We start from the raw sequence: 22,226 nt of genomic DNA, 5'->3' as shown, positions 1-22,226 counted from the left end.
AAGGGTGCTAGTACCAGACTTTAAGTCTGCCGTAGGTCTTTTTGATATGCCGATCCAAGCCGCGATCTGTCACGTTTGCGAGGTGATTAAACAGCGCGCTCACCATGCCAGTTGCAGCAGCAGTCAGGCGTGGCATTCCGAGGGAGTCGCAGTTCCATGAGTACGGTTTCATGGAGTAGCCGTGCGCAAAGCTGTGTCGTACCTGCAAGATTTCGTCTAGCCGGATCCGGACAGCTGGCCCGCCGAGGTGACGTTGCGGCCAGTTCCAATCGTTAATGGGGTCGTATCCTGTTGAGTTGTAGATTAGCTCGCGCGAGTTCTTCCAGTTAGGTGTGTTGAACTTTTTCAAGTCCCCTTCGATGCGGTCCGCAAGTAGCTTCCTAAGGGCAGAGAACTTGGGGTCTAACGGGTCTGCGATCTCCTTTAGGAACGCCCGTATGACGGACTCGATATAGGCCTCCCAGGCCGCGACCGACGCCGCGAGTGCGGCATGGTACTGAACTTGTCGTTGTTGACGAGAGAATAGCGTGGCTCGCCCTCTGAGGCATAGCAGGTTGGCGTTGGATATTGCGTCGCCGAACTTAACTCTTGCTGACGAAGGCATTGCGTTGCCCTTATAGTGCGTCTACGAATCTCTCGAGTGCCTTCCTGTATCTATCCAGCGGCTCTTGGTTCACCTGGACGTAGTCGACGCCAGCGAGCTTTCGTGGGCCTGCCACCAATCGGTGCAGAGGGGTTCCAGTCATTGCTGAAACGATACAAGCACTATGGTAATCGGGAACTGTCACGAACGACTTGCTCGGCTTTACGGAAGAGTTCGCAAAGATGCCGCGGTGCCTGACATGAATTCCTTCGAGAGTGTTCTCAATGGTCTTTGCGACAGCCTGAAAAGCGCGAGATGGCTTGCCGTCGTAAAGAGTGACTCTGTTGCTGACAAAGGTGTGAAGGAGTGGAACGCTTACGCCTTCCTCCTTTGCCCGCCTCGCGAAGTTTATTCGCGAGTAGACGGCAACATGATCGTCGCCAATCCCATAAGTAAGGGCGACGACATTTTCGATTGCTCTCCGGGAGCTGTCGTCTGCCGTGAAGGGCACAACGATGTTGCGTGCTGCGGCGAGCCCGAGTTGGGTGTAAATAGCGAAGCTTGGATTGCAGTCAATCATGAAAACCGAATCCCGATTCCCGCTCCTCAAAGAAAGTGCGACGGTCAGGTCCTTCACCCATTCAACAACCTGCTTCCAGGCGTCAACCGGGACGGCAAGTTGCGACGTCTGCCTTATCGCTTCCGACAGGATTTCAAGCAGGTTGTCGCCGCAGATCAAGTACAAGTTGTCCGGCAGTGACTTGTTAAATTCGATGGGGTGGGTAACATAAGGCGAAATGTCGTCAAGCTGCCTAAACGGTGAACTTAGGCGGGACTCCAAATATCCAGCAATCGTCTTGCGGGGACTTTCTCCGGTAAGCCTTCTTATGGCTGCTGGGCTTGTCTCGTATCCGCCTAGGAGGGTCTCGCTTACGTTTCCCTGCGGACAAAGATCGATTACATATACGTCCGTCTCAGGATAGCGGCGTGCGTATTCGCACGATGCGACAAAGCATAGGTAGCTTTTGCCGACGCCACCTTTGTTGTTCCAGAAAGCGTATGAAGACAATGAATTTCCGTTCCGTCGGGTTTTTATCAATATGCAGCAAGTTTGTGGTTACCGGGTCGTGTGACGCGAAGCGAAGCGAAGCTGAAACATGTGAAGCTGGTTTGCTTCACAAAAGGACAACCATACGGCTGGCGTGAAAAGCAGTGCAGGGCCCCCAGGGTTTTTTGAGTCGCGTACGGCGACGAGGCCGGGGATGTTGGTGGCGACCTCGATGCAGTTGCCGCCGTTGTCGCCGCTGCGGGTGCTCTTGCGCCAGATGGCACCGGTCAGGTCAGTCATGCTGCATCTCCCCGATGAGCCTCTTGATCATGTCTCTCGATTCTGCCTCGCCGAGGGCGAGGGCGGCTAGTCCCTCCCAGGTGTCCTCATAGGCCCGAAGCTCGTCGGGCTTGTCTAGGTAGAGCGCACCGGTGAGAGACTCGCTGTAGACCACCGACGGTTCAGGAGCGGTCCGACCACCATTGGTCGTCGGGAAGTCCAAGATCACGAACGACCCGGCGACGGCTCCCGGGTGTGGTCCTGCCGCTAGCGGAACCACCCGCACGGAGACGTTCGGCAGCTCGGAAACTTCGAGTAGGTGGTAGAGCTGTCCGGCCATCACCTCATGGTTGGCGACGACTCGGCGGAGCACCGCCTCGGAGAGCACAGCGTCGAAGCGTGGCGGCTGCGGTAGCCGGCGCTTGAGGAGGGCTTGGCGTTGTAGCCGGACATCGACTGCCCGCTCATGTTCTTCGGCGGTCAACCGGCTTCCACGCTGGTAAAGCCCAAGTGCGTACGCGCGCGTCTGGAGCTGTCCAGGGATGAGGGTTTCGCCGTACTCGCGGAGGTGGGCGGCGGCGGATTCGAGGCCGACGTATAGCTCAAACCAGCTTGGTACGGCGTCGCCGTAGGCGTGCCACCAGCCCTTGGACTTGGTTTCGGCGGCCAGGCCGCGCATGGCCTCGGTCATCTCGGGCGACACGCCGTACAGCTCGCACATGGCCTTGACGTCGAGCACCCGGACGGAGCCCATGCCGCATTCGAGTCGCCAGATCTTCTGGCGGCTGTATTCCAGGGCTTCGGCGGCGGCGTCGAGCGTCACCCCGGCCTCGTTGCGGAACTGGCGTAACAGTCGGCCGAGTTGTCGGCGCGGCACTGTCGATCCGATGTCCTCGGCCATTGGCACACTCCTTGGTTCCAGTCCGCAACGCTGTGTGACCTATCGTTGTAACACCTAGCCGTTACAGGAAAGAAAGTCAATGCATATCCGCGAAATTCAGCGTTGGAACGTTGCAACTCCACTGCGGAGTGTTCCAGGATGCTCACAGCGCGGCGGCTGGCCGATTCCCCCCCGGACGGCCGCCGCGTTCCGATCGAATCTCTGCGTCCAGGATGGAAGGGCAGCGACATGACGATCTGCCGCTCCGCGTACTCGGGACTGTCGCTACTTGCTCGCCGCAGCCGGTGGCTTGTAGGTTCCCAGCGCCTGGGTCCTGGCCATGGTCATGGGCGTGAGGAGCGAGTCGAGAAGCTGTGCGTCCTGGGCTGGCAGGGTCAGCAACGCCCGGCGCAGGTAGATGCTCCACGTCTGCGGGTTGGGGAAGGCGGCCAACTGCGCTACGAGTGGCTGCAATTCCAGCCCGCCCGGGTACGGCACCAGGCTATCGATCCGCAGGTCGCAGCCGGAAACAAAGGTGCGGCCCGCGATCTCGACCGGCTCGTCCAGCTTCCGGACGGAGGAGCGGGCCACTGCCGTGCCGATGATCCGGCCACGGTCGCGGGTGGGGTTTCGCCAGGCGCCTCGGGTGGCGTAGAGGAACAGGCGGTCGTCGGCGGCGAGCGCCGCCACCTCCGCGCGCGGTGTCGCCGGGAACGCCATGCGCTCCTCGTGCAGTACCCACGAGATGGCGTCACGGTCGCCCAGGATCACCAGGTACGCGGACATCGGCGGTCAGGAATCCTGCTCGGAGGTGTCGGCGACGAAGACGCCTACGCCCTGTCGACCTTCCAGGACGCCTGCCTCAATCAGCAGTTCGACAGCCTTCCGGACCGTCACGCCCGACGTCTCGTACTCTTCGGCAAGTTCTTTGGTCGTAGGCAACTTGTCGCCAGGCTTGAGGATCCCGGCGGCGATCTTGGCTTGGATCTCCCGTCGGATCCTTCGCCACAGCGGCTCGTAGGTTGCCATGGGCGGAGTCCATCACGACCAGCGCTTGATCTTGCAACCTATGCCATCGTTACAATCTATAGCGTCTTTGCTTTCTTTAGTTATAAAGTGATTCGGAGCAGCAGCTATAGCTCCAAGGGGAGGGCCGATGGGTAGGCGGTGGAAGTGGTTCTTGCGGGCGGGGCCGGTCGCGTTGGACTTGACCGGGCAGGCCGTGCCGGACGGGGATGTGCCGGGGCGGTTCCGGCGAATATCGGTGGAGCATGTCGTACCGGAGCTGCGGGTGACCTCGCGCTGCGACGGCGCGGAGGTCTACGAGCGGCCCGAGGAGCGTCCGGCGGGGTCGCGGAACCGGCGGGTGGGCCACCCCGAGGCCGGGCGGCGGAACCGGGGGAGCTTCCCGACGCCGAAGTGCGCGGGGCCTGCGTCGGCCGAGCCCGATCGGGTGCAGTCGGGCGACGAGATCACCTCGGGTCAGCTTGCGCGGGCGAACCGGGTGGTGAACCAGCACTGGCGGCGGCCCGGCGAGGATCCGCGTACCCGAAAGTGCGCGGACTGTCGCGCGGACGGTGCGTGTCCCCGGGCGGCCTGGGCCGAGTCGACCGTCACCCGCATTCTGCGGACGTACCTGCCGTGAACGCCTTCGACCTGTCGCCCGCGCAGATCCGCAACCGGCTGATCCTGCGGGCACGCCAGGCGGCGCTGGCCGCCCGCAGCGGGTTGCCGTGCGCCGAGGAACGACCGGTCGGGGCGGCGGTGGTCCGCGTACCGGTAGTGCCGCAGGTTTCCGTCGTGCCCGGTGACGTGGTCCGGCTGCGCAGCTCCGACTACCGATACGCCACGGGTCCGTTGCGGCTGCGGATCGTCCGGGTCCGGTTGGACATCAGCCAGTGGTACGAGGGGGAGTGGGTGTGGCTCGAAGGCGTCGAGATCACGCCGGGTGGCCAGGACGGCGCGTGGCGGCCGGTGCTGGCCCGGGTCTGCGCGCTGCCTCGCCGCTTTCCGGAACCGTAAGCGCCTCCACCTGGGCAGTGGCAGTCGTGTTCGGCTGTGCGCTGATCGGGGCGGAGATCTTCGTGCTTGCTCCCTGGATGTGCGGATCCGCGTACCAGGAAGTGCCCGGACTGTCGGGGTGACGGCACCTGTCCGCGGGCGACCTGGGCCGATTCGATCATTGCGCGGTGTCTGCGGGCGTACCGGCGATGAACGTCTTTGACCTGTCGCCCGCGCAGATCCGTAACCGGCTGGCGTAGCGGGTGCGGCAGGCCGCGCGGGCCGCCGGCCTGCCATCCGCGTCGCCGACGTGGTCCGGCTCGCCGAATCCGATTATCGGTACGGGGTTGGTCCGTTGCGGTTGCGGGTGGTCCGGGTCCGGTTGGACATCAGCCAGTGGTACGACGGGCAGTGGGTGTGGCTCGAAGGCATCGAGATCGGCCCAGACGACCAGGACGGCGCGTGCCGGGCACCACCCGGTTGAGGGAGTTGGTTGCCTCAGTGTGGACGACGCGAAAGTGGCTGTCGGGTCGCTGTTGCCACCGGCTACCTGCGAGGGGGCGCCGCATCAGCCTGCTGGAGCCGGTCGACCAGTCACGCCCGGGTGGTTACCGGATCCGGCCAGCCCACAGCGGACTCTGCCTCGGAGCGCTGGGCGGTGTGGCCGACGTCGACATCGGGCCGAGGCCACCCAGGCCAGCTGCATCGGAGAGGCTGGTCAGGTGTTCATGCTGCAACCCGTAGATCGGGCCTTCAGAACGAACGTCCTACCGGCCGGGGGTCGGTAGGACGTCTCCTCGAACGAGTCACGCCGGACGATGCGAAGAGTCGGCACCGATCCGCAGGAGCGATGTCGGGAAGCCGACGCGAGTTCGATCCGCTGGGATCGACACTTTCAACCGGTTTGCGGACTGATGCTCACTGTTCGTGTGTTGCCCGGCGTACCAAGATTTGTTTGGCTTGTCGGACTCAACGGGCAAGACCATAAAGGACGGAGGCGGGGATGGTCGCGGCTGCGGAGACCACGCTGCAGGGTCTGCTGGAAGGCACCAGGCAGTACCTGGTGCCGCTCTACCAACGGACCTACTCGTGGACCGAGCTTCAACTGAAGCGGATCTGGGACGACGTCTGCCAACTCGCCAGGGACCGGGCCGACCACCCGGCCGCCACCCACTTCATCGGCTCGCTGGTGCTCGCGCCCAGCCCGGCCACAGGCGCGGTCGGCGTCGCCGAATACCTGGTCGTGGACGGTCAGCAGCGGCTCACCACGCTGACCATCCTGCTCTGCGCCATCCGCGACCACCGGGCCGAGCACGAGAGCCCGAAACACCGGCTCCGGCTCGACCAGCAGTATCTGACCAACCCGTTCGAGGAGCAGCGCTGGTTGAAGCTGGTCCCCACCCAGGCCGACCGGGACGCGTACGTGGCCTGCGTGAGGTCGACGCCGTCTACCGGCCCGGACAACGCGGTGGGCCGGGCGTACCGGTTCTTTGCCAACGCCTTGAAGACCCTCGGTGACGGCGAGGAGCCGATCACCGTCGAGCAGGTCGAGAGTGCCGTGATCACCGGACTGGCGTTGGTCGCGATCACCGCCAAGCCCGGTGACAACGTCTACCGGATCTTCGAGTCGCTGAACAACACCGGGCTGGCGCTCACCCAGGCCGACCTGCTGCGCAACTACATCTTCATGCGGCTGCCCAACCGGGGGCAGGCCGTCTACGACTCACTCTGGCGGCCACTGCAGCAGCGGTTTACCCCGACCGAGCTGGTCCTGCTCTTCTGGCTCGACCTGGTCCACCGCGACCCGAAGGTCAAGCAGACCGACACGTACGCGATCCAGCAGGCCCGCCTCGACAAGCTGCGCACCGAAGCGGACGTCGAAGCGGAGGTGAAGCGGTTCAGCCGGCTCGGTGCGCTGCTGCGGGTGATCCTGCACCCGGCTGAGGAACAGGACTCGGGCGTACGGCAGCGGCTGGGGCGTCTCAGCGCGTGGGGCACCACCACCGTCTACCCGGTGCTGCTGCACCTGCTCGACCGTCGGGACCGGGGCACGGCGACCTCCGAGCAGATCGCCTCCGCGATGTTGTATCTGGAGAGCTTCTTCGTCCGGCGGCTGCTGATCGGCCGCAGCACTATGAACATCAACCGCATCCTGCTCGCCGTGGTCACCGAGATGGACCGGGAACTGCCGGTCGACGAGGCAGTCCACAGGTACCTCTCGACGGGCCGCAAACACTGGGCTGCCGATGCGAGCCTGCGGGCCATGGTGCGGACCATCCCGTTCTACCTCAACGGTCGGGCCAGCCAGCGCAGCCTGGTGCTGCGCTGGCTGGAGGAATCCTACGGCAGCAAGGAACCGGTGGCGCTGGAGAAGCTGACCATCGAACACGTGCTGCCGCAGACCCTCAGCGACGAGTGGGCGCAGATGCTCGCCGCTGACCTCGACACCGACGAGACCACCGACGAGGCGCACGAGGCGCTCGTGCACACCCTGGGGAACTTGACCCTCACCGGCTACAACTCGGAGCTGAGCAACAAGCCGTTCGCCGCCAAGCGGATCGCTCTGGCAAAGAGCGGTGTTCAGCTGAGCCGGGACGTCGCCGACCGGCAGCGGTGGGGCCGCTCGGAAATCCTGACACGGGCCGACGCCCTCGCCGAACGGATCATTGCCATCTGGCCGGGTCCCTCCGGCGAGACTGGCAACCAGTCCGACGTGCCCTGGGATGTGCTGGCGAAGGCACTCGCCGAGCTGCCGGCTGGATCGTGGACCACCTACGGCGATCTGGCGGCCCTGATTGGTACGGCGCCGCAACCGGTGGGGAACCGGCTGGCAAACCATCCGACCCTCAACGCCCATCGGGTGCTCCAGGCCGGCGGGATCGTCGCGGGTAACTTCCGGTGGCTCGAACCCGGCCGTAACGACGACCCTCGTGACGTGTTGCGCGTCGAGGGCGTGACGTTCGACCAGCACGGCCGCGCCGACCCGGCCCAGCGCATCACAGTCGAGGAGTTGGCGCAGCTCGCCGGGGTGACGCCACCCGATCTGCCCGAGCCGCGAGCCCGCTCTCACGGCGACGTCGACTACGCCTCGCGGTTCATCGAGCAGCTCACCGCGTCCCAGGGGGCGGCGGTCGCCACGGCCACCGCCGTCGTGCTCGACGCGTGGACCACGATGGGCGGCACCCTTTCCTACGGGATCGGCAACGAGACCTCCTGCTTCCTCATGGCCCGAAGCAAGGATCACGAGTACGGCAACATCTGGCCGGTGACGTTCTACCCCAGTGGGAAGTGCGAGGTCGTTTTCCAGCACCTCAGTATCCGTACGCCGTTCGACGACCTGGCTCTGCGGGAGGAATTGCGGCAGCGGTTGAACCAGTTGCCGGATGTCCAGATCGCCGCTGCCAGGCTTGCCCTGCGGCCGGGCTTCCCGATGACGGTCCTCGCCGACGCCGAGGCCCGGTACGCACTGCTCGACCACCTGCGCTGGTTCTACGACCAGGCGCAGATCGGCACCTCCGACGATGCAGCCCTGGTTTAGCCGATCCGTCTTTCTCTATCAATTGCCCCGGAGGTCTCGTTCGTGCCGCAGCTCGCCTTCGCCAGCAGTTTCTGGCAGAGCTACGACGTGCTGGAAAAGCCGGTAAAGGCCGGCGTACGCAAGGCGATGGAGAAGTTTCAGCAGCTCACCGTCGCCGGGTTGCACGCCGACAAGGGGCTGCACCTGGAGTCGGTGAACAATGCCCGCGACCCACGGATGCGGACCATCCGGATCACGGACTTCTGGCGCGGGGTGGTGCTCGCACCCGATGACGGTAGCGACACCTTCCTGCTGATCAACGTGGTTCCGCACGACGACGCGTACACCTGGGCCGCGAAGCGGCTCTACACGGTCAACAGCGCGACGCGCGCCCTGGAGGTCCGCAACGTCGTGGCCATCGAGCAACTCACCCCGGCGTTGGAGCAGGCCGCCGCGCAGGCACCACGCCTGCTATTCGCCAAGCATTCCGACACGGTGTTGCGCGATCTCGGCATCGACGATCAGGTGCTGCGGGCGGTACGCACGATCGTCGACAAGTCGCAACTGGAGGCGTTCGGCACGCTGCTGCCGGAGGACCAGTTCGAGGTGTTGCAGTACCTCGCCGAGGGGTTCAGCCCGGACGAGGTCTACCGCGACCTGGTGACCGCGCGCCGGCCGGCCGACGCAACGCCGGAGCCGAGCGAGAGCCTGGAACTCGCGATCGCGAACACCGCCAGCCGGATCACCCTGGTCACCAGCCCGGACGAACTCGCCGAGATCCTCGACAAGCCGTTCGCCGCCTGGCGGGTGTTCCTCCACCCCTCGCAGCGCCGGGTCGCCTACCGGGTTTCGTACACCGGGCCGGCGCAGGTGACCGGCGGACCGGGCACCGGAAAGACGGTGGCGGCGCTGCACCGGGTCAAGCATCTGCTTTCCCGTACGCCCGAGGGGCGGGTCCTGCTCACCACGTACACCAATGCTCTGGCGGCGAACCTGCGGGAGAACCTGGCGTTGCTGCTCGGCGACGAGCAGCAGCTGTCGCGGGTGGAGGTGACCACGGTCAACGCGCTCGCCAACCGGACCGCACGCGCCCTCGCCGGCCGGGTGCCGACGCCGATCGGCGATCTCGACGAGCGGCAGGTCTGGCGGCGGGTGTGCCGCAAGCTGACGCTGCCCTTCACCGAGCAGTTCCTGGCCCAGGAGTTCCGGCACGTCATCCTCGCCCAGGACGTGCGTGACCGGGAGGCGTACCGGGTGGCCAGCCGGCGCGGCCGGGGGACGGCGCTGGGCACCCGGCAGCGCGACCGGGTGTGGGACGCGGTGGAGATGTTCCAGAAGGAACTGTCGGTCGCCGGTACCGCCACCCACCTGCAGATCTGCGGGTGGGCGGCGGATCTGCTCGGCGAGGCCGACCTGGCCGAGTACGGCTACCGGCATGTGGTGGTCGACGAGGCACAGGACCTGCACCCGGCGCAGTGGCGGGTGCTGCGTGCCGTCGTGTCACCCGGCCCGGACGACCTGTTCATCACCGGCGACCCGCATCAGCGGATCTACGACTCCCGGGTCTCACTCGCCGCGCTCGGCATCTCGGTCACCGGCCGCAGCAGCCGACTGCGGATCAACTACCGCAGTACGGAGGAGATCCTCTCCTGGTCCACAACGGTGCTCGTCGGGTCGCGGGTCGAGGACCTCGGCGGCGAGGGCGAGGACAGCCTTACCGGCTACCGGTCGCTGCTGCATGGCAAGCGACCCACTGCGCAGGGCCACCCCTCGTCGCAGGCCGAGATCGCCGCGCTGATCAAGCGGGTGGGGGAGTGGCTCGACCAGGGCATCGGGCCGAGCGAGATCGCCGTGTGCGCCCGGTTCAACACCACCCTGAGTAGCGTGCAAAGCGAACTGGATGCTGCCGGAATTCCGTCGGTCCGGGTACGCGACCAGCCCGGCGCGGACGTCGACGGCGTACGGCTGGCCACCATGCACGCGATGAAGGGCCTGGAGTTCCGCTGCGTCGCGATCGTCGGTGTCACGGCGAAGGCGGTCCCCTTCGCCAAGGAGGTCACGCCACCCGAGGTGGACCCGGTGCAGCACGACAACGATCTGCTACGCGAGCGCTGCCTCCTCTTCGTGGCCAGCACCCGAGCCCGCGAAGCTCTACACGTCTCCTGGAGCGGACAACCCAGCCCGTTCCTGTCATCTGTCTCGACCGTCCGGTAACGACCGCTCTTGTTCACCGAGGCTGATGGAGTGCATCCAGAGCGCGACATCGAGCACTCGTAGCGCTGGATCGGAGATGCCGATCCGCACGCCGGAAGGCGTGTTTGCGTTGGTCTTTGCCTTATCCAGCAGGCAGCGGATCGCGGCGCGCATCATCGCCCTGCTGCAGAGCCGTGGCCCGACATTGTCTGACTTCGATGAATTTGGGTCTTGGTCTGGTCTTTTCCATAAGGGCTGAACTACCGTCACGACATGGTCTCGCGTCGATCGATACTGCGGACCGTGCCGCTCGCGGCCGCCGCACTCACCGCCACCCCAGCCCACGCCCGTTCCTCCACCTCGACGGATCCGGTACGCGTACCCCCCGATCCTGCCACGATGGCCGCCGCCGCGAACGCGGTGCGCGGCTTCTCGGCCGACCTCTACCGCGAGTTGGCGTCGACCCGTCCCGGCGGCAACGTGGTCTGTTCGCCGTACTCGGTCGGGCTCGCGCTGGCGATGACCAGGGCGGGTGCCGGCTCGACCACGGCGGCCGAGATGGACGCCGTGCTGCACGCGCCGCATCCGCGACCCGGCGCGCTCGACAGCGGACTGAACACCATCGAACAGACCCTCGCCACCCGCTACCAGGACGGTGACGGAACTGCCCGCCCCCTGCTGACCACGGCCAACGCCTTGTGGACGGGGCTCGGTCTGGGCCTGCGACCCGGGTTCCAGGACACCTTGACCGGCTACTACGGTGCCGCGCCGCACCCGGTCGACTTCGGTGGCGCGCCGGAGGCGGCCCGCCAGGAGATCAACACCTGGGTCTCCGACCGGACCAACGCGAAGATCCCGGAGCTGTTGCCGTTCGGCGCGGTGAGCCCCGGCACCAGGCTGATTCTCACCAACACGACCTACCTCAAGGCGGCCTGGAGGTACCGGTTCGTTCCGGCATTGACCACGACTGAGTCGTTCACCCGGGATGACGGCACCGTTGTCGGCGTGCCGATGATGCGCGGTCCGTTCGACGGGATGGGTTACCAGGAAGGCGACGGGTGGCGGGCGGTCGACGTGCCGTTCGCGGGCGACCGGCTGGGCATGGCCATCGTCATGCCGACCCGGGACGATCTCGCCGCGATCGAGGCCAACCTCGACGTGACGTGGCTGGGCGCGTTGCTGGCCGGGTTCGGCGGCACCGCCGTCCAACTGCGTATGCCCCGGTGGACGTTCCGACTGCCGGTGCAGTTGGCTGCCGCGCTGAGCAACCTCGGCATGCCCACGGCGTTCAGCTCGCAAGCCGACCTGAGCGGCATGAGTACCGATTCGGCCCTGTACATCGACGACGTACTGCACGAGACGTTCATCGCGGTGGACGAGAAGGGCACCGAGGCGGCAGCCGCGTCGGCCGTCATCGTCCCGCCGCCGTCGATCCCGCAGGGTCCGCAGTTCTTCGTGAACCGGCCGTTCCTGTACGTCATCCACGATTGGTACACCGGCGTACCGTTCTTCCTCGGCCGGGTCCACGACCCACTGGTCACCGGCGCATAACTCGTCAGGGGTGGCACGTACGGTCACCCGGTGAGCGACGACGATTTCGTCCGGGGGATCGAGCAGCACCGGCGTGAGCTGCGCGTGCACTGCTACCGGATGGTCGGCTCCTACGACGAGGCGGAAGACCTCGTGCAGGAGGTCTTCCTGAAGGCGTGGCGAGGGCGGGCCGGCTTCGAGGGCCGGTCCGCGCTGCGTAGTTGGCTCTACCGCATCGCCACAAACGTCTGCCTCGACGCGCTCGACGGACGCAAACGGCGGCTGCTGCCCGACCAGGCCAACCCGGACTATGTTGCCGGGCAGCCGGCGACGACCCTGATCACCGGCCCGTGGTTACAGCCGTTCCCGGACGCCCTGCGGGCAGCGGACGGGCGGTGGGAGCCGGTCGCGCCGAGTCAGGACGAGCCGGAGGCGGCGGTCGTGGCGCGGGAGACTCTGGAGCTGGCCTTCCTGGCGGCGATGCAGCACCTGCCGCCCCGGCAGCGCGCCGCGGTGATCCTCTGCGACGTGCTCGGCTGGCCGACGCGGCAGACGGCCGAGGTGCTCGACGGCAGCGTCGCGTCGGTCAACAGCGCCCTGCAACGGGCCCGCGCGACACTGCGGGAGCAGCTTCCGCCGGGCCGGTCGGACTGGGCACCGGCCGCGCCACCGACCGAGGCGGACCGGCAGGTGCTGCGGCGATACCTGGACGCGGTCGAGCGCGGCGACCTCGACGAGGTGGCCGAACTGTTGGCGAAGGACGTACGGGCGACGATGCCGCCGTTGGCGGAGTGGTTCGCCGACCGGGAGTCGGTCCTCGCGGCGCTGGCGGCGACCTGGGATGCGAGTTCCCCGGACTACATCGGCGCGTTGCGCGCGGTGCCCACCAGCGCCAACGGGCAGCTCGCCGCCGCGAGCTACCGGCGTCCGCCGGGCCGGCAGGTCTTCGAGCCGTTCGGGATCGGAGTGCTGCGGGTACGCGACGGCCTGATCACGGAGATCGTCGCGTTCCACGAGCCGACGCTCTTCCCGGCGTTCGGGCTCCCGCCGACGCTCGACCGATGAGTTCTCGTCGCGGTTGCCGTCTCTACTTCGGTACGAGCACATCAGCGCACCAGGAGGACGGCATGAGCGACTTCGCACCGCAGACCGCGACCGGCAAGGTCCTGTGGCATTTCACCATGTCACTGGACGGCTTCGTGGCCGGGCCGAACCACGACATGACCTGGATGGAGACCGGCATCTCCGAGCGACCCGGCTTCATCCAGCAGTACGTAGAGACGACCGGTGCCATCCTCGGCGGCCGGCGCGGCTGGGACGCCTTCCCCGACGCCGGCAACGTCTACGGCGGCGGCTGGAGCGGGCCGCTCTTCGTGCTGACCCACCATCCTGAGGACGCGAAGCCCGCCGACGGGGTGACCTTCCTCGACTGCGACCTGGCGGAGGCGGTGCGGATCGCGCTGGCGGCAGCCGGCGGCAAGAACGTGGAGGTGCTCTCGGCGGACATCGGCCGCCAGCTCCTCGAACGTGGCCTGCTCGACGAGATCGACCTGCACATCGCGCCGGTGCTGCTGGGTGACGGCATCCGCCTCTACGAGCACCTCGGCGGCCGCCCGATCTACCTGCACCGCGTCGGCGCCGACGACCCGACGGCCGAATTGGACGTACGGTACCGGCCGGCGACCGCCTAGGACGCCGACGGAGGACACCGGCCGGGATGCCGGTTGTGCCCCGCGTGCCGGTGGCGGCCGGGGACGTGGTCCGGGTGCGGCGGCATCGTCCGTCTGCCGCGGCGGAACCGGGGAGCTGAGCAGCACCCTCCGCCGGAACCGGAAGTGACCGACTCCGAGCAGGTAGGGGCCGGGCTGGACGCCGTCACGGGCAGGTCTGCTCGTACGGCAGGTTGGGCACATGGCGGGCCCACTCCCGGCGGTCGAGTCCCCGCCCGGCCCGGGTGCAGGCCTGCGCCACCGGATCGGCCTGGGCGTCGGCGACCTCGGCGAGGGACCACAGGTAGACGAGCTTGTCCGCGCCGCCCGTGGCCAGGGTGCGGCCATCGGGGCTGAAGGCGACATCGAGGATGACCGCCCGGTGGCTGCGGGCGCCGAACAGCCCCTGCGGCCGGGCCGGGTCGCTGACCTCCACCAGGGCGGTCGACTCGTCGTTGCCGCCGGTGGCCAGATGGCGCCCGTCGGGGCTGAACGCGACCGCACGCACCCAGCTGCTGTGGAGGGGCAGCGGCGCGCCGATCACGATGGGCCGGGCCGGATCGCGTACGTCCCAGAGCATCACGCTGGTGTCGAGGCTGCCGGTGGCGAGGGTGTCCCCGGTCGGGGCGAAGGCCAGCGTGGTCACCTGATTGGTGTGGGCGGTGAGCCGGCTCAGCTGGCGGGGCCGGCTGGGGTCGCCCACCGCCCAGAGCGTCGCCGTGCCGTCGAAGTTGCCGACCGCCAGGGTCTCGCCGTCCGGGCTGAACGCCACCGTGGACACCCCGGCCAGGTGGCCGCCGAAGGCGCCGAGCCGGCGGGCCGCCGCCGGGTCGGTGACGTCCCAGAGGGCGGTCATGCCGTCCGCGCCACCGACGGCGAGCAACTGCCCGGTGTCCCGATCCGGGCGGAACGCCACCGAGGTCACCGGTCCGGGATGGCCGGGCAGCCGAGCCACCTCCCGAGCGGCGTCGGTGCCGAGGTCCCAGAGGGCGGCGCCGTCCTGGCCGCCGGTGGCCAGCGTCCGCCCGTCCGGGCTGAAGTCCACCGTGTGCACGCCCCCGGGGTGTGCGGCCAACTGGCCGCGTCGGCGTGGCTGCGCTCCTTCGGCCAGTTCCCACAGGTTCGTCCGACCGTCCGCACCGCCGGTGGCGAGCAACCGACCGTCGCTGCGGAACCGGACCGCATGGACCTCGCCGTCGTGACCGCCCAGCCGGTGTCGGACACTCAGCCCGGCGCCAGCGCCCGACCGCCAGAGGATCACCGTGCTGTCCGCGCTCGCGGTGGCCACGGTTTGTCCGTCGGGACTCACCGCGACCGCGTTCACCCAGGTCGTCCGCGTCGCCGACACCAGGGTCGCCCGGATTTGGCGGGCCGGGTCGGTGACGTCCCAGCGCCGCACCGAGTGGTCCGTTCCGACGCCGATCACGTACTGACCGTCGGGGCCGGAGAACTGCAGGGCACGTACGTTGCCGGTGGGCCCGGTGAGTTCAGCGAGTCGCTTCGGCTGGCTCGGGTCGGTCAGGTCCCACAGCAGGATGCCGTCCCCGCCGCCGCTGGCCAGCCGACGGCCGTCCGATCCGAAACCGAACGCGCCGACGCCATCACGATGACCGGCCAGTTGTCCGACCCGGCGGGCGCGTACGGCGTCCCAGACGAACGCCTGACCGCCGAGGTCACCGCTGACCAACGTCCGCCCGTCCGGACTGAAGGCGACCGCGCTCACCCACCAGCCGGAGTGGCCGCTCAGGTCGGCGGCCCGCTGTGGCCGGGTCGGATCGGTCACGTCCCAGAGGGCCAGTCCGCCGCCGCTGTCCCCGACGGCCAACCGGCGCCCGTCGGGACTGAACGCGATGCTGGACACCACGGCCGGTCGGCCGGTGGCCGTGGCGATCCGGCGGGGCTCAGCGGGGTCTGCTACATCCCAGAGGGCGATCGTGCCATCGCCGACGCCGGCGGCCAGAGTGTGCCCGTCCGGGCTGAACGCCACCGCGTCCACCCGGGGGGTGCCGTCGAGCTCGCCGACCTGCCGCATCGCCTCGGGATCCCAGAGCAGCACCCGGCCGTCCGCGCCGCTGCTCGCCAGCAGCCGGCCGTCGGGACGGAACCCCAGCGCGGTGACCGCGCCCCGGTGTCCGGTCAGGGTGCCGGCGTACGGCGCCAGCAGGGAGGCGACGAGGCTGGCCGTGCTGGAGTGGCTGTGGTGCAGCCGGTCGGCGGCCAGCGCGAGCATGAGGGCGAGCTGCGGCGCGTTGTCCCGCAGTTTCTCCGCCTGGTCGAGCAGGGCACCGGCGGTGGCGGCCCGCTGCTGCTGCCGGGCTTCGCGTTGACCACGCACCGCCAGGCCCGCCGCGGTCAGCGAGGCGAGCAGTAGGAGCACCAACGCGCCGACGGTGACCTGGCGGGCGCGTCGGCTTCGTTGTTGGGCGCGGAGGCTGCGGTCGAGGAACTCCGTCGCGGTGGCTGTCAGCGCCGGATGGCGCTCGGGGTCGCCCTGCCACCGGGCCACGGCGTTCACGATCGTGGTGAGCTGGTCCCCGACATACAGGTAGGAGGCGTTGCGGTCGTGCTGCTCCCAGGTGTCGGCTGCGGTGAGGAGTTCGTGCTGCCGGGTACGGTCGGCGCGGTCGGATTCGAGCCAGGTGCGCAGTCTCGACCAGGTGGTCAGCAGGGCGTCATGGCTGATCTCGATGCCGTGGTCGGCCGCTATGAGCAACCGTTGCCGGGTGAACGCGTCGACTACCGTGTCGACCCGATCGGTCTCGCCGCAGAGCCGGTGCAGATCCGCCCGGTCCAGCCGGCGGCGGACCAGACGGCCGTCCCGGGTGGGCACGGTCAGGCAGGTGAACACCGACCGGGCGGTGGCGCGCAGATCGTCGTCGAGGCGCTCGTACACCGCCTCCGCGCTGGTCTGCACCGCCTCGGAGACACCACCGGTGCGGCGGTAGCCGAGCACGGTCAGCCGGTCACCCTCGCGATGCTCCCAGGTGACCCGCATCGCCTCGGACAGCAGCGGCAGGACCCCGACGTCGAAGCCGCCGGCCCCGCGCAGGTCATGAAGGACCGCGTCCAGCAGCTCCGGGGCCACCATGACCCCGGCCTCGGCGGCCGGGCCGGCGATCGCCGCGGAGAGCTCCGACTCGCTCATCGGGCCGACCGTGAACGGGCCCTGCTGCACCGCCTCGCGCAATCCTGCGAGGGTCATCAGCGGATCGAGGAAGTCGGCCCGGACGGCCAGCACCACCAGCGTCGACGCCTGCGTCGAGCCGGGCGCGGGCCGGGCCATCGCCTCCAGCGCCTGCACGAAGGCCTGCCGATCGGGTTCCGGGCCGGCTGCGGCCAGCGTGAACAACTCCTCGAACTGGTCCACCACCAGCACCAGGCGGCCCTCGTCCGCCCCGGCGGCGCGCAGAGCCTGGGTGGCGATCAGCGCGGCCCGATCGGGGTCGTCGCGCAGGGACGCAAGCACCGACCCCGCGTCGAGGCCGGCGAGGTCGGCCAGGTGCAGGGCGAGTTCGCGCAGCGGGGACGCCGTCGGGGTGAACACCCGCCGTGGCCAGGCCGCCGAGCCGGCCACCAGCCGCCCGGCGGCGAGCTGGGGGAGCAGCCCGGCCCGCAGCAGCGACGACTTGCCCGCCCCGGAGGCACCGATGACCAGCAGCGGGCCGCCCACCTCCAGCTGCTCGACCAGCCGTTGCAGCAGCCTGGCCACCAGCTCGCGGCGGCCGTAGAAGACCTCGGCGTGCCGTTCGTCGAACGGGGACAACCCGAGGTAGGGATTGCCGGTCCACCGGGTGGCCGGGCCGGTGTCGGGGGCGTCGGGGATCCGGGTGCGTGCCTCCACCCGCTCGACGGTGTCCAGGATCCGCCGCACCGACAGCGCCAGCTCACGGGAGCGTTCCTGCTCGGCCCGGCCGTGTTCCCGGATGCCCCGCAACTCCTGCTCGATCTGCCACATCGAGTCGCGTACGGCGGCCAGGACGAAGCCGAACTCGCCGAACTCGCTGCTCAACCGGGACAACGACACGGCGAGGGTGTGCTGGAGTTCGCGGTCGCCCAGCTCCACCGCGGTACGCAGCGCCACCTCGATCGCGCCCACCCGGCCCAGCAGCTCGGCGGCCTCGGTACGCAGCTGCCGGGACTCCTCGTCCTGGCTGGCGAAGACGGCCTCGATCCGTTCCGCCAGCGCCTGTTGCAGGCGCACCGGATCAGGCGGCCCATCATCGGTCCGCAGTCGCTCGGTCAGTCGGGTCAGCACCTCGGTCAGCACGTTGGCGCCGACCGAGCCCAGCACCCCGGCCCCGGCCAGCAGCACCGGGCCGGTGACGGTCCCGGCCGCCGCCACCGGCACCACCGCCCCGGCCACCAGCAGCCCGACCAGCGCGGGTGCCGAAGCCCGGCGCAGGGCGGAGCCACTACGCCGCACGGCCTCCGCCACAGCGGTGCGTGCCGACGAACCTCGATCCGCCCGCAGCGGATCGCCCCCATGGCCGGCCATCGATGGCACGATATCGGAGGGTGGCTTCAATATCAACGCACTGTAGTGGTTGCCGTTCGTGCCGGGCCGGAGCCGGGGTCGTCCCAGCCGGCGGGCCACGCCGGGACCTGCCGACGGATCGCCAGGGCGCCGGTGCGTCCCGGAAGAGGCTCAGCCGGCCCAGATGCGCAGGCAGGCGGCCATGATGCGGAATGGCAGGCTGCGGGCCTCGGTCTGGTCGACGGTGCCGGCCAGGTGCAGGTCGAGTTCCGGGCAGGTGAACAGCCAGGTGCCGGTCGACCCCGAGTGCCCGACCAACGTCACCGGCCGGGGCAGCGGCGACATCAGCCGGTTGACCGTGAAGAACATGGTGCCCAGCCCGTAGTGGAGCACCGGAGCGTTGCGCAGTCGGTTGCGGCGTTCGGTCAGCAGGTGCCGGGTGGTCGGGTCGGCGAAGGGCTCACCGGCCACGAGGGCCCGCTCGAAGGCGAGGAGATCCCCGGTGGTGCTGAACAGGTCGTCGGCCGAGGCGATGACCTTGGCGAGGTCCACACGGCGCCGTCGGACGTGCAGGGGCAGGGGTGCGGGCAGAGCCGGGTCGGCGGGCGCGGCGGCGGGATGCCAGGTGCCGGTCAGGCCCAGCGGGCCGGTGATGCGGTCGGCGAGCAGGTCGGGGAAGGCGCGACCGGTGACGCTCTCCAGGATCCGGATCAGCAACTGGAAGCCCGTGTCGGAGTAGCGTGCCCGCTGCCTGGGGGCGCTCAGGTCCTGCGGGTCGAAGTGGGGGCGCTGCTGGTCGCGGGTGATGCCGAGGACGTCGTCGAAGGTCCAGGAGATGTCCTGCCCGGCACGCAACTGCCGGTAGAGGCTGGGGGCACCGCGGCGTTTCTCGAAGAAGTCCGGCAGCCCGGAGGTGTGGCTGGCCAGGTGGCGTACGGTGATCTGCGGGGTCCGGTCCACCCCGCGCCGTACGTGCAGCCCGGTGGTGACGGACGCGGGCAGGTAGGTGGAGATCGGGGCGTCCAGGTCGAGTTCGCCCCGCTCATGGGCCTGTAGGACCAGCGTGATGATGAACCGCTTGGTGATCGAGGCGATGAAGAAGGGTGCCTCGGGGCGTACCTCCGGCTCGGTGCTGCCGATCGGTCCCGATCCGCCGGCCCAGTGGCGCTGCCCGTCGGTGCTGGACACCGCGAGGCTGACGTGGTGCAGGCCGCGCTTGGCGCTCAACTTCTGCACGAGCCGGGTCAGGCCGGCGTCGACTCGCTGCTGATCCGGTTGCCCGAACGCTGTTGGGAGCTGTTCAACATGGCGACATGTCTACTAGACATGTCTAAGAGAGTCAACCGGATAGGATCTCGGAGTGGCACACGTGATCCTGGGCCTGCTGCTGCTGGCCCCGCAGAGCCTGTACGGCCTGATCAAGAGCTTCGAAGCGGGCGTCGGGCTCTTCTACAGCGCCAGCTCAGGCAGCATCAAACGCGCCCTGGACGGGCTGCTGGACAAGGGCCTGATCGAGGTCGCCAGCACCGAACCGGGCGGACGCGGCAAGAAGATCTACCGGGTCACCGAGGCGGGTCGGCAGGAGTTCCACCGCTGGATGACCGGCGAACTCAGCGGGGCGGACCTGGAGACCGCGGCGCTGTCCCGACTGTTCTTCCTGGGCCTGCTCGACCCGGCGGATCGGCCCCCGGTGCTACGCCGCATCCAGCAACGGGCCGCCGCCCATCTCGCCGAACTCACCGCCCTGAAGGAACGCATCGACACCATCGAGGTGCCGGTGCAGTTCCGCGAGGTGGCGATCTACCAACGGGCCACCCTGGACTACGGAATCTCCTCAGCGCGGCACGCCCTGACCTGGTTCGCCGATCTGGCCGAGCGCGGGGAACCCCAGACCGGGTGAGGCCTGTGCCGCGCTCTGACCTGCTGCCAGGGCTCCTACCGGCCATGCAGCGGGCCACCGATCCGTCATCCCGAACTGCCCGACACGACGAGTGCGGTGTCGATCAGCAGGCGGCCACGGTCGCGGAGATCGCGTCCCTCACGGTCGCCGACGATGCGCGGCGACGCGCGCAGCTCACCGTGCAGAACCCCTCGGCACCGCAGCTGCCCGAGGTCATCCCGGTCCGGTTCACCCCCGAGCAGTGGGAGCGCGCCGGTCGGTTCGTCCAGCAGCGGCAGGGGAGGGACTCCACCCGCCCGGCCTCCCAGGTGCCGGACCGGTCGCGGCGACCGGCGCCACCACCGGCCGCTGGGCGAGCCCACGCGGTGGCCACGCCGTTGTCGGCACCGACCCGAAAAGCCGCCTCGCGAGCGACCAACGCCTCGACAACCCCGGCGATGCGGGACGGCGACGGCAAACGGTCGGTATGGCTGTGGTCCGAGGGCGGGCAGATCCACGGCTCCCTGCTGCCGGTGGACGACAGCGGGACATCCAGCCCGTTCCTGTCATTCGCCGCCACCTGATCGACTCCGTTCTGCCGGAACGGCGGCTTCCTGCCGCCCTGCATCCCGCTGTTTGGACGAAACGGCACGCTCAGCCGCGGAGTCGAACTGTCATAGGGGTACGGCAAGCTGAGCGCCATGACGTCGTCGCCGCAATGGCTCCGCCGCTACCAGGATGGCCACCGTGAGCAGGTCTGGCACGAGCTGCGCCAGCTGGGCAGCGCGGTCCAGCAGCGGCTCGAGTTGGCCGAGGAAGCACAGTTGGTCTGCGACGAGATGGCACGCCGCGCCCGGCACAACATCGAGGTCGTGGTGCGGCGACTGACCGCCGCCGGTTACCGCTTCCACGACAACGACGACGAGCAGACGCCCGTACCACGGCCGCACATCCCGCCGACCGCCGACGCGCCCGCGCTTGCCGACTGGCTCCAGCAACGCTTCGGCGCGCTACCGATGACCGTACGGTCCTGGATCCGGCTGGTGGGTGACGTATGGCTGGTCGGGACCCATCCGCAGTGGTCGACATCGGCCTCGGCCGACCCGTTGGTGATCGAGCTGGAAGGATCCCGCTACCCCGACGGGGAGTCGATCCGCGACTACTACGACGGGGAAGCGAGCGACTGGCAGGAAGACCACGGCCGGGAGGAGGAAGCCGGCGTGTTCGTGCTTCCGGTGTCACCGGACCGGCTGCACAAGGAGAACACCAGCGGTGGGGGACCGTACGGTTTCATCCTGCCGGACGGCGGCGTCGACGCGGTGTTCGTGGGGGAGACCACCACGACGTTCGTCGCGTACCTGAACCAGGTCTTCGGCAGCGGCGGTTTCCCCTGGCCCACCGGCACAGAGCATGAGTGGCAGGTGCAGAACGACCTGGCCGAAGGACTGCTACCGCTCTGACCGCTCAAGCTGATGCGGCCGGGCGGGAGTGCCCGGCGATCGCCGTGGAGTCCGTTGTCCGGGTACGCCTGGCCGCCCCGCTGGGGATCCGCACGGTCGAGCACCTGACCTGACGTTCGTCGGTGTTGCTCGACGAGCTGCTTCGTGTGAATGAGTCGTCTTTCAGCCTCCCACCGTGACGGCCGGCATCCCATAGTGGACCATGGGTGCACGAATCCGCTTCATCGACGGGAGTCCTGATGGATCCGGTGACCTTGGTGGTCGGTGCGCTCGCGGCAGGTGCACTGCAAGGCACCGGAGAGGCTGCGACCAGCGCGGTCAAGGACGCCTACCAGGCTCTCAAGTCGGCGGTGGCGGCCCGGTTCGCCGGCCGGCCGTCTGGGCAGGCGGTGTTGCGGGAACACGAACAGGACCCCGAGGTGTATGCCGAGCCGCTGGCCGAGCAGGTCCGCGAGGCGGGTGTGGACCGGGATCCCCGGATCGTGGAACTCGCCCAGACGCTTATGGCGCTGTTGCAGGAGCAGGGTGCCGGGTCGGCGAAGTACCAGGTGCGTCTGGACGGGGCGAAAGGGGTGCAGGTGGGGGACGGCAACACCCAGACCAACACCTTCGAGTAGTCGTGGGTCACGGTCCGGACGTGGGAGCGGGTGACGGCACCGCCTCGAGAGGCTCG

Annotated in this window: 21 protein-coding genes; 13 read left to right on the top strand and 8 right to left on the bottom strand. The window is 68.5% G+C overall.

Translation table 11 applies throughout. The features are described 5' to 3' along the window. Window positions 1–7 precede the first annotated feature (7 nt). The 6 genes from ACLQ2T_RS14415 to ACLQ2T_RS14390 all read right to left on the bottom strand — a co-directional run bounded on the left by ACLQ2T_RS14415 (window position 8) and on the right by ACLQ2T_RS14390 (window position 3,819). Window positions 8–604, bottom strand: a complete 597-nt coding sequence (locus ACLQ2T_RS14415) for a HEPN domain-containing protein (protein ID WP_425766590.1) — start codon at window positions 602–604, stop codon at window positions 8–10. 10 nt (window positions 605–614) lie between these two features. Then, window positions 615–1,652, bottom strand: coding sequence for a ParA family protein (locus ACLQ2T_RS14410; protein WP_425766589.1), 1,038 nt, complete (start codon window positions 1,650–1,652; stop codon window positions 615–617). 48 nt (window positions 1,653–1,700) lie between these two features. Continuing rightward, window positions 1,701–1,931, bottom strand: coding sequence for a DUF397 domain-containing protein (locus tag ACLQ2T_RS14405; RefSeq protein ID WP_425766588.1), 231 nt, complete (start codon window positions 1,929–1,931; stop codon window positions 1,701–1,703). Continuing rightward, window positions 1,924–2,811, bottom strand: a complete 888-nt coding sequence (locus tag ACLQ2T_RS14400) for a helix-turn-helix domain-containing protein (RefSeq protein WP_425766587.1) — start codon at window positions 2,809–2,811, stop codon at window positions 1,924–1,926. The genes ACLQ2T_RS14405 and ACLQ2T_RS14400 overlap by 8 nt, the downstream gene beginning before the upstream one ends. 264 nt (window positions 2,812–3,075) lie before the next feature. Beyond that, entirely contained in the window at window positions 3,076–3,576 is a 501-nt protein-coding gene (locus tag ACLQ2T_RS14395) for a hypothetical protein (RefSeq protein WP_425766586.1), read from the bottom strand. Window positions 3,577–3,582: 6 nt separating this feature from the next. Further along, window positions 3,583–3,819, bottom strand: coding sequence for a GntR family transcriptional regulator (locus tag ACLQ2T_RS14390; protein ID WP_357532225.1), 237 nt, complete (start codon window positions 3,817–3,819; stop codon window positions 3,583–3,585). A 127-nt stretch (window positions 3,820–3,946) separates the two neighbouring features. Here ACLQ2T_RS14390 and ACLQ2T_RS14385 point away from each other — a divergent pair, with 127 nt between their 5' ends. From ACLQ2T_RS14385 to ACLQ2T_RS14345, 9 genes are all read left to right on the top strand, one after another. Next, window positions 3,947–4,435, top strand: a complete 489-nt coding sequence (locus ACLQ2T_RS14385) for a hypothetical protein (RefSeq protein WP_425766585.1) — start codon at window positions 3,947–3,949, stop codon at window positions 4,433–4,435. Further along, window positions 4,432–4,812, top strand: coding sequence for a hypothetical protein (locus ACLQ2T_RS14380; RefSeq protein WP_425766584.1), 381 nt, complete (start codon window positions 4,432–4,434; stop codon window positions 4,810–4,812). Before ACLQ2T_RS14385 ends, ACLQ2T_RS14380 begins: the two co-directional genes overlap by 4 nt. Before the next feature lie 334 nt (window positions 4,813–5,146). Further along, window positions 5,147–5,275, top strand: a complete 129-nt coding sequence (locus tag ACLQ2T_RS14375; protein WP_425766582.1) for a hypothetical protein — start codon at window positions 5,147–5,149, stop codon at window positions 5,273–5,275. A 519-nt stretch (window positions 5,276–5,794) separates the two neighbouring features. Then, window positions 5,795–8,329 (top strand): GmrSD restriction endonuclease domain-containing protein, encoded by a 2,535-nt coding sequence (locus tag ACLQ2T_RS14370; protein WP_425766580.1) that lies wholly within the window; start codon window positions 5,795–5,797, stop codon window positions 8,327–8,329. A gap of 42 nt (window positions 8,330–8,371) precedes the next feature. Then, complete coding sequence (locus ACLQ2T_RS14365; protein ID WP_425766579.1) at window positions 8,372–10,522, top strand: UvrD-helicase domain-containing protein; 2,151 nt, start codon at window positions 8,372–8,374, stop codon at window positions 10,520–10,522. A 76-nt stretch (window positions 10,523–10,598) separates the two neighbouring features. Next, window positions 10,599–10,760 carry a hypothetical protein gene (locus ACLQ2T_RS14360; RefSeq protein WP_425766578.1) on the top strand — a complete coding sequence of 54 codons (162 nt, stop codon included), beginning with the start codon at window positions 10,599–10,601 and terminating at the stop codon, window positions 10,758–10,760. Window positions 10,761–10,774: 14 nt separating this feature from the next. Continuing rightward, complete coding sequence (locus ACLQ2T_RS14355) at window positions 10,775–12,052, top strand: serpin family protein (protein ID WP_425766577.1); 1,278 nt, start codon at window positions 10,775–10,777, stop codon at window positions 12,050–12,052. A gap of 30 nt (window positions 12,053–12,082) precedes the next feature. Continuing rightward, window positions 12,083–13,096, top strand: coding sequence for a sigma-70 family RNA polymerase sigma factor (locus ACLQ2T_RS14350; RefSeq protein ID WP_425766576.1), 1,014 nt, complete (start codon window positions 12,083–12,085; stop codon window positions 13,094–13,096). Window positions 13,097–13,158: 62 nt separating this feature from the next. Then, window positions 13,159–13,722 (top strand): dihydrofolate reductase family protein, encoded by a 564-nt coding sequence (locus ACLQ2T_RS14345; protein WP_425766574.1) that lies wholly within the window; start codon window positions 13,159–13,161, stop codon window positions 13,720–13,722. A gap of 184 nt (window positions 13,723–13,906) precedes the next feature. On the opposite strand, the gene ACLQ2T_RS14340 is transcribed toward ACLQ2T_RS14345, so the two are convergent. Continuing rightward, the gene (locus ACLQ2T_RS14340) at window positions 13,907–18,235 is read right to left on the bottom strand and encodes an AAA family ATPase (protein WP_425766573.1); all 4,329 of its coding nucleotides are present in this window, start codon (window positions 18,233–18,235) and stop codon (window positions 13,907–13,909) included. A 150-nt stretch (window positions 18,236–18,385) separates the two neighbouring features. Continuing rightward, window positions 18,386–19,450: a serine hydrolase domain-containing protein gene (locus ACLQ2T_RS14335; RefSeq protein ID WP_425766572.1), complete on the bottom strand. Its 1,065-nt coding sequence runs from the start codon at window positions 19,448–19,450 to the stop codon at window positions 18,386–18,388. Window positions 19,451–19,574: 124 nt separating this feature from the next. On the opposite strand from ACLQ2T_RS14335, the gene ACLQ2T_RS14330 reads away from it, so the two are divergent. The 4 genes from ACLQ2T_RS14330 to ACLQ2T_RS14315 all read left to right on the top strand — a co-directional run bounded on the left by ACLQ2T_RS14330 (window position 19,575) and on the right by ACLQ2T_RS14315 (window position 22,170). Next, complete coding sequence (locus ACLQ2T_RS14330) at window positions 19,575–20,114, top strand: PadR family transcriptional regulator (protein ID WP_425766571.1); 540 nt, start codon at window positions 19,575–19,577, stop codon at window positions 20,112–20,114. A 5-nt stretch (window positions 20,115–20,119) separates the two neighbouring features. After that, complete coding sequence (locus ACLQ2T_RS14325) at window positions 20,120–20,677, top strand: hypothetical protein (RefSeq protein ID WP_425766570.1); 558 nt, start codon at window positions 20,120–20,122, stop codon at window positions 20,675–20,677. Window positions 20,678–20,794: 117 nt separating this feature from the next. Beyond that, window positions 20,795–21,553 (top strand): hypothetical protein, encoded by a 759-nt coding sequence (locus ACLQ2T_RS14320; protein WP_425766569.1) that lies wholly within the window; start codon window positions 20,795–20,797, stop codon window positions 21,551–21,553. Window positions 21,554–21,792: 239 nt separating this feature from the next. Next, complete coding sequence (locus ACLQ2T_RS14315; protein ID WP_425766568.1) at window positions 21,793–22,170, top strand: hypothetical protein; 378 nt, start codon at window positions 21,793–21,795, stop codon at window positions 22,168–22,170. The last annotated feature ends 56 nt before the right edge of the window (window positions 22,171–22,226 follow it).

This window comes from Micromonospora sp. DT229, from assembly GCF_049844505.1.
GTDB lineage: Bacteria > Actinomycetota > Actinomycetes > Mycobacteriales > Micromonosporaceae > Micromonospora.
Note: the sequence above shows the minus strand (reverse complement) of the source record. Positions and strands in the feature narration are given on the sequence as shown.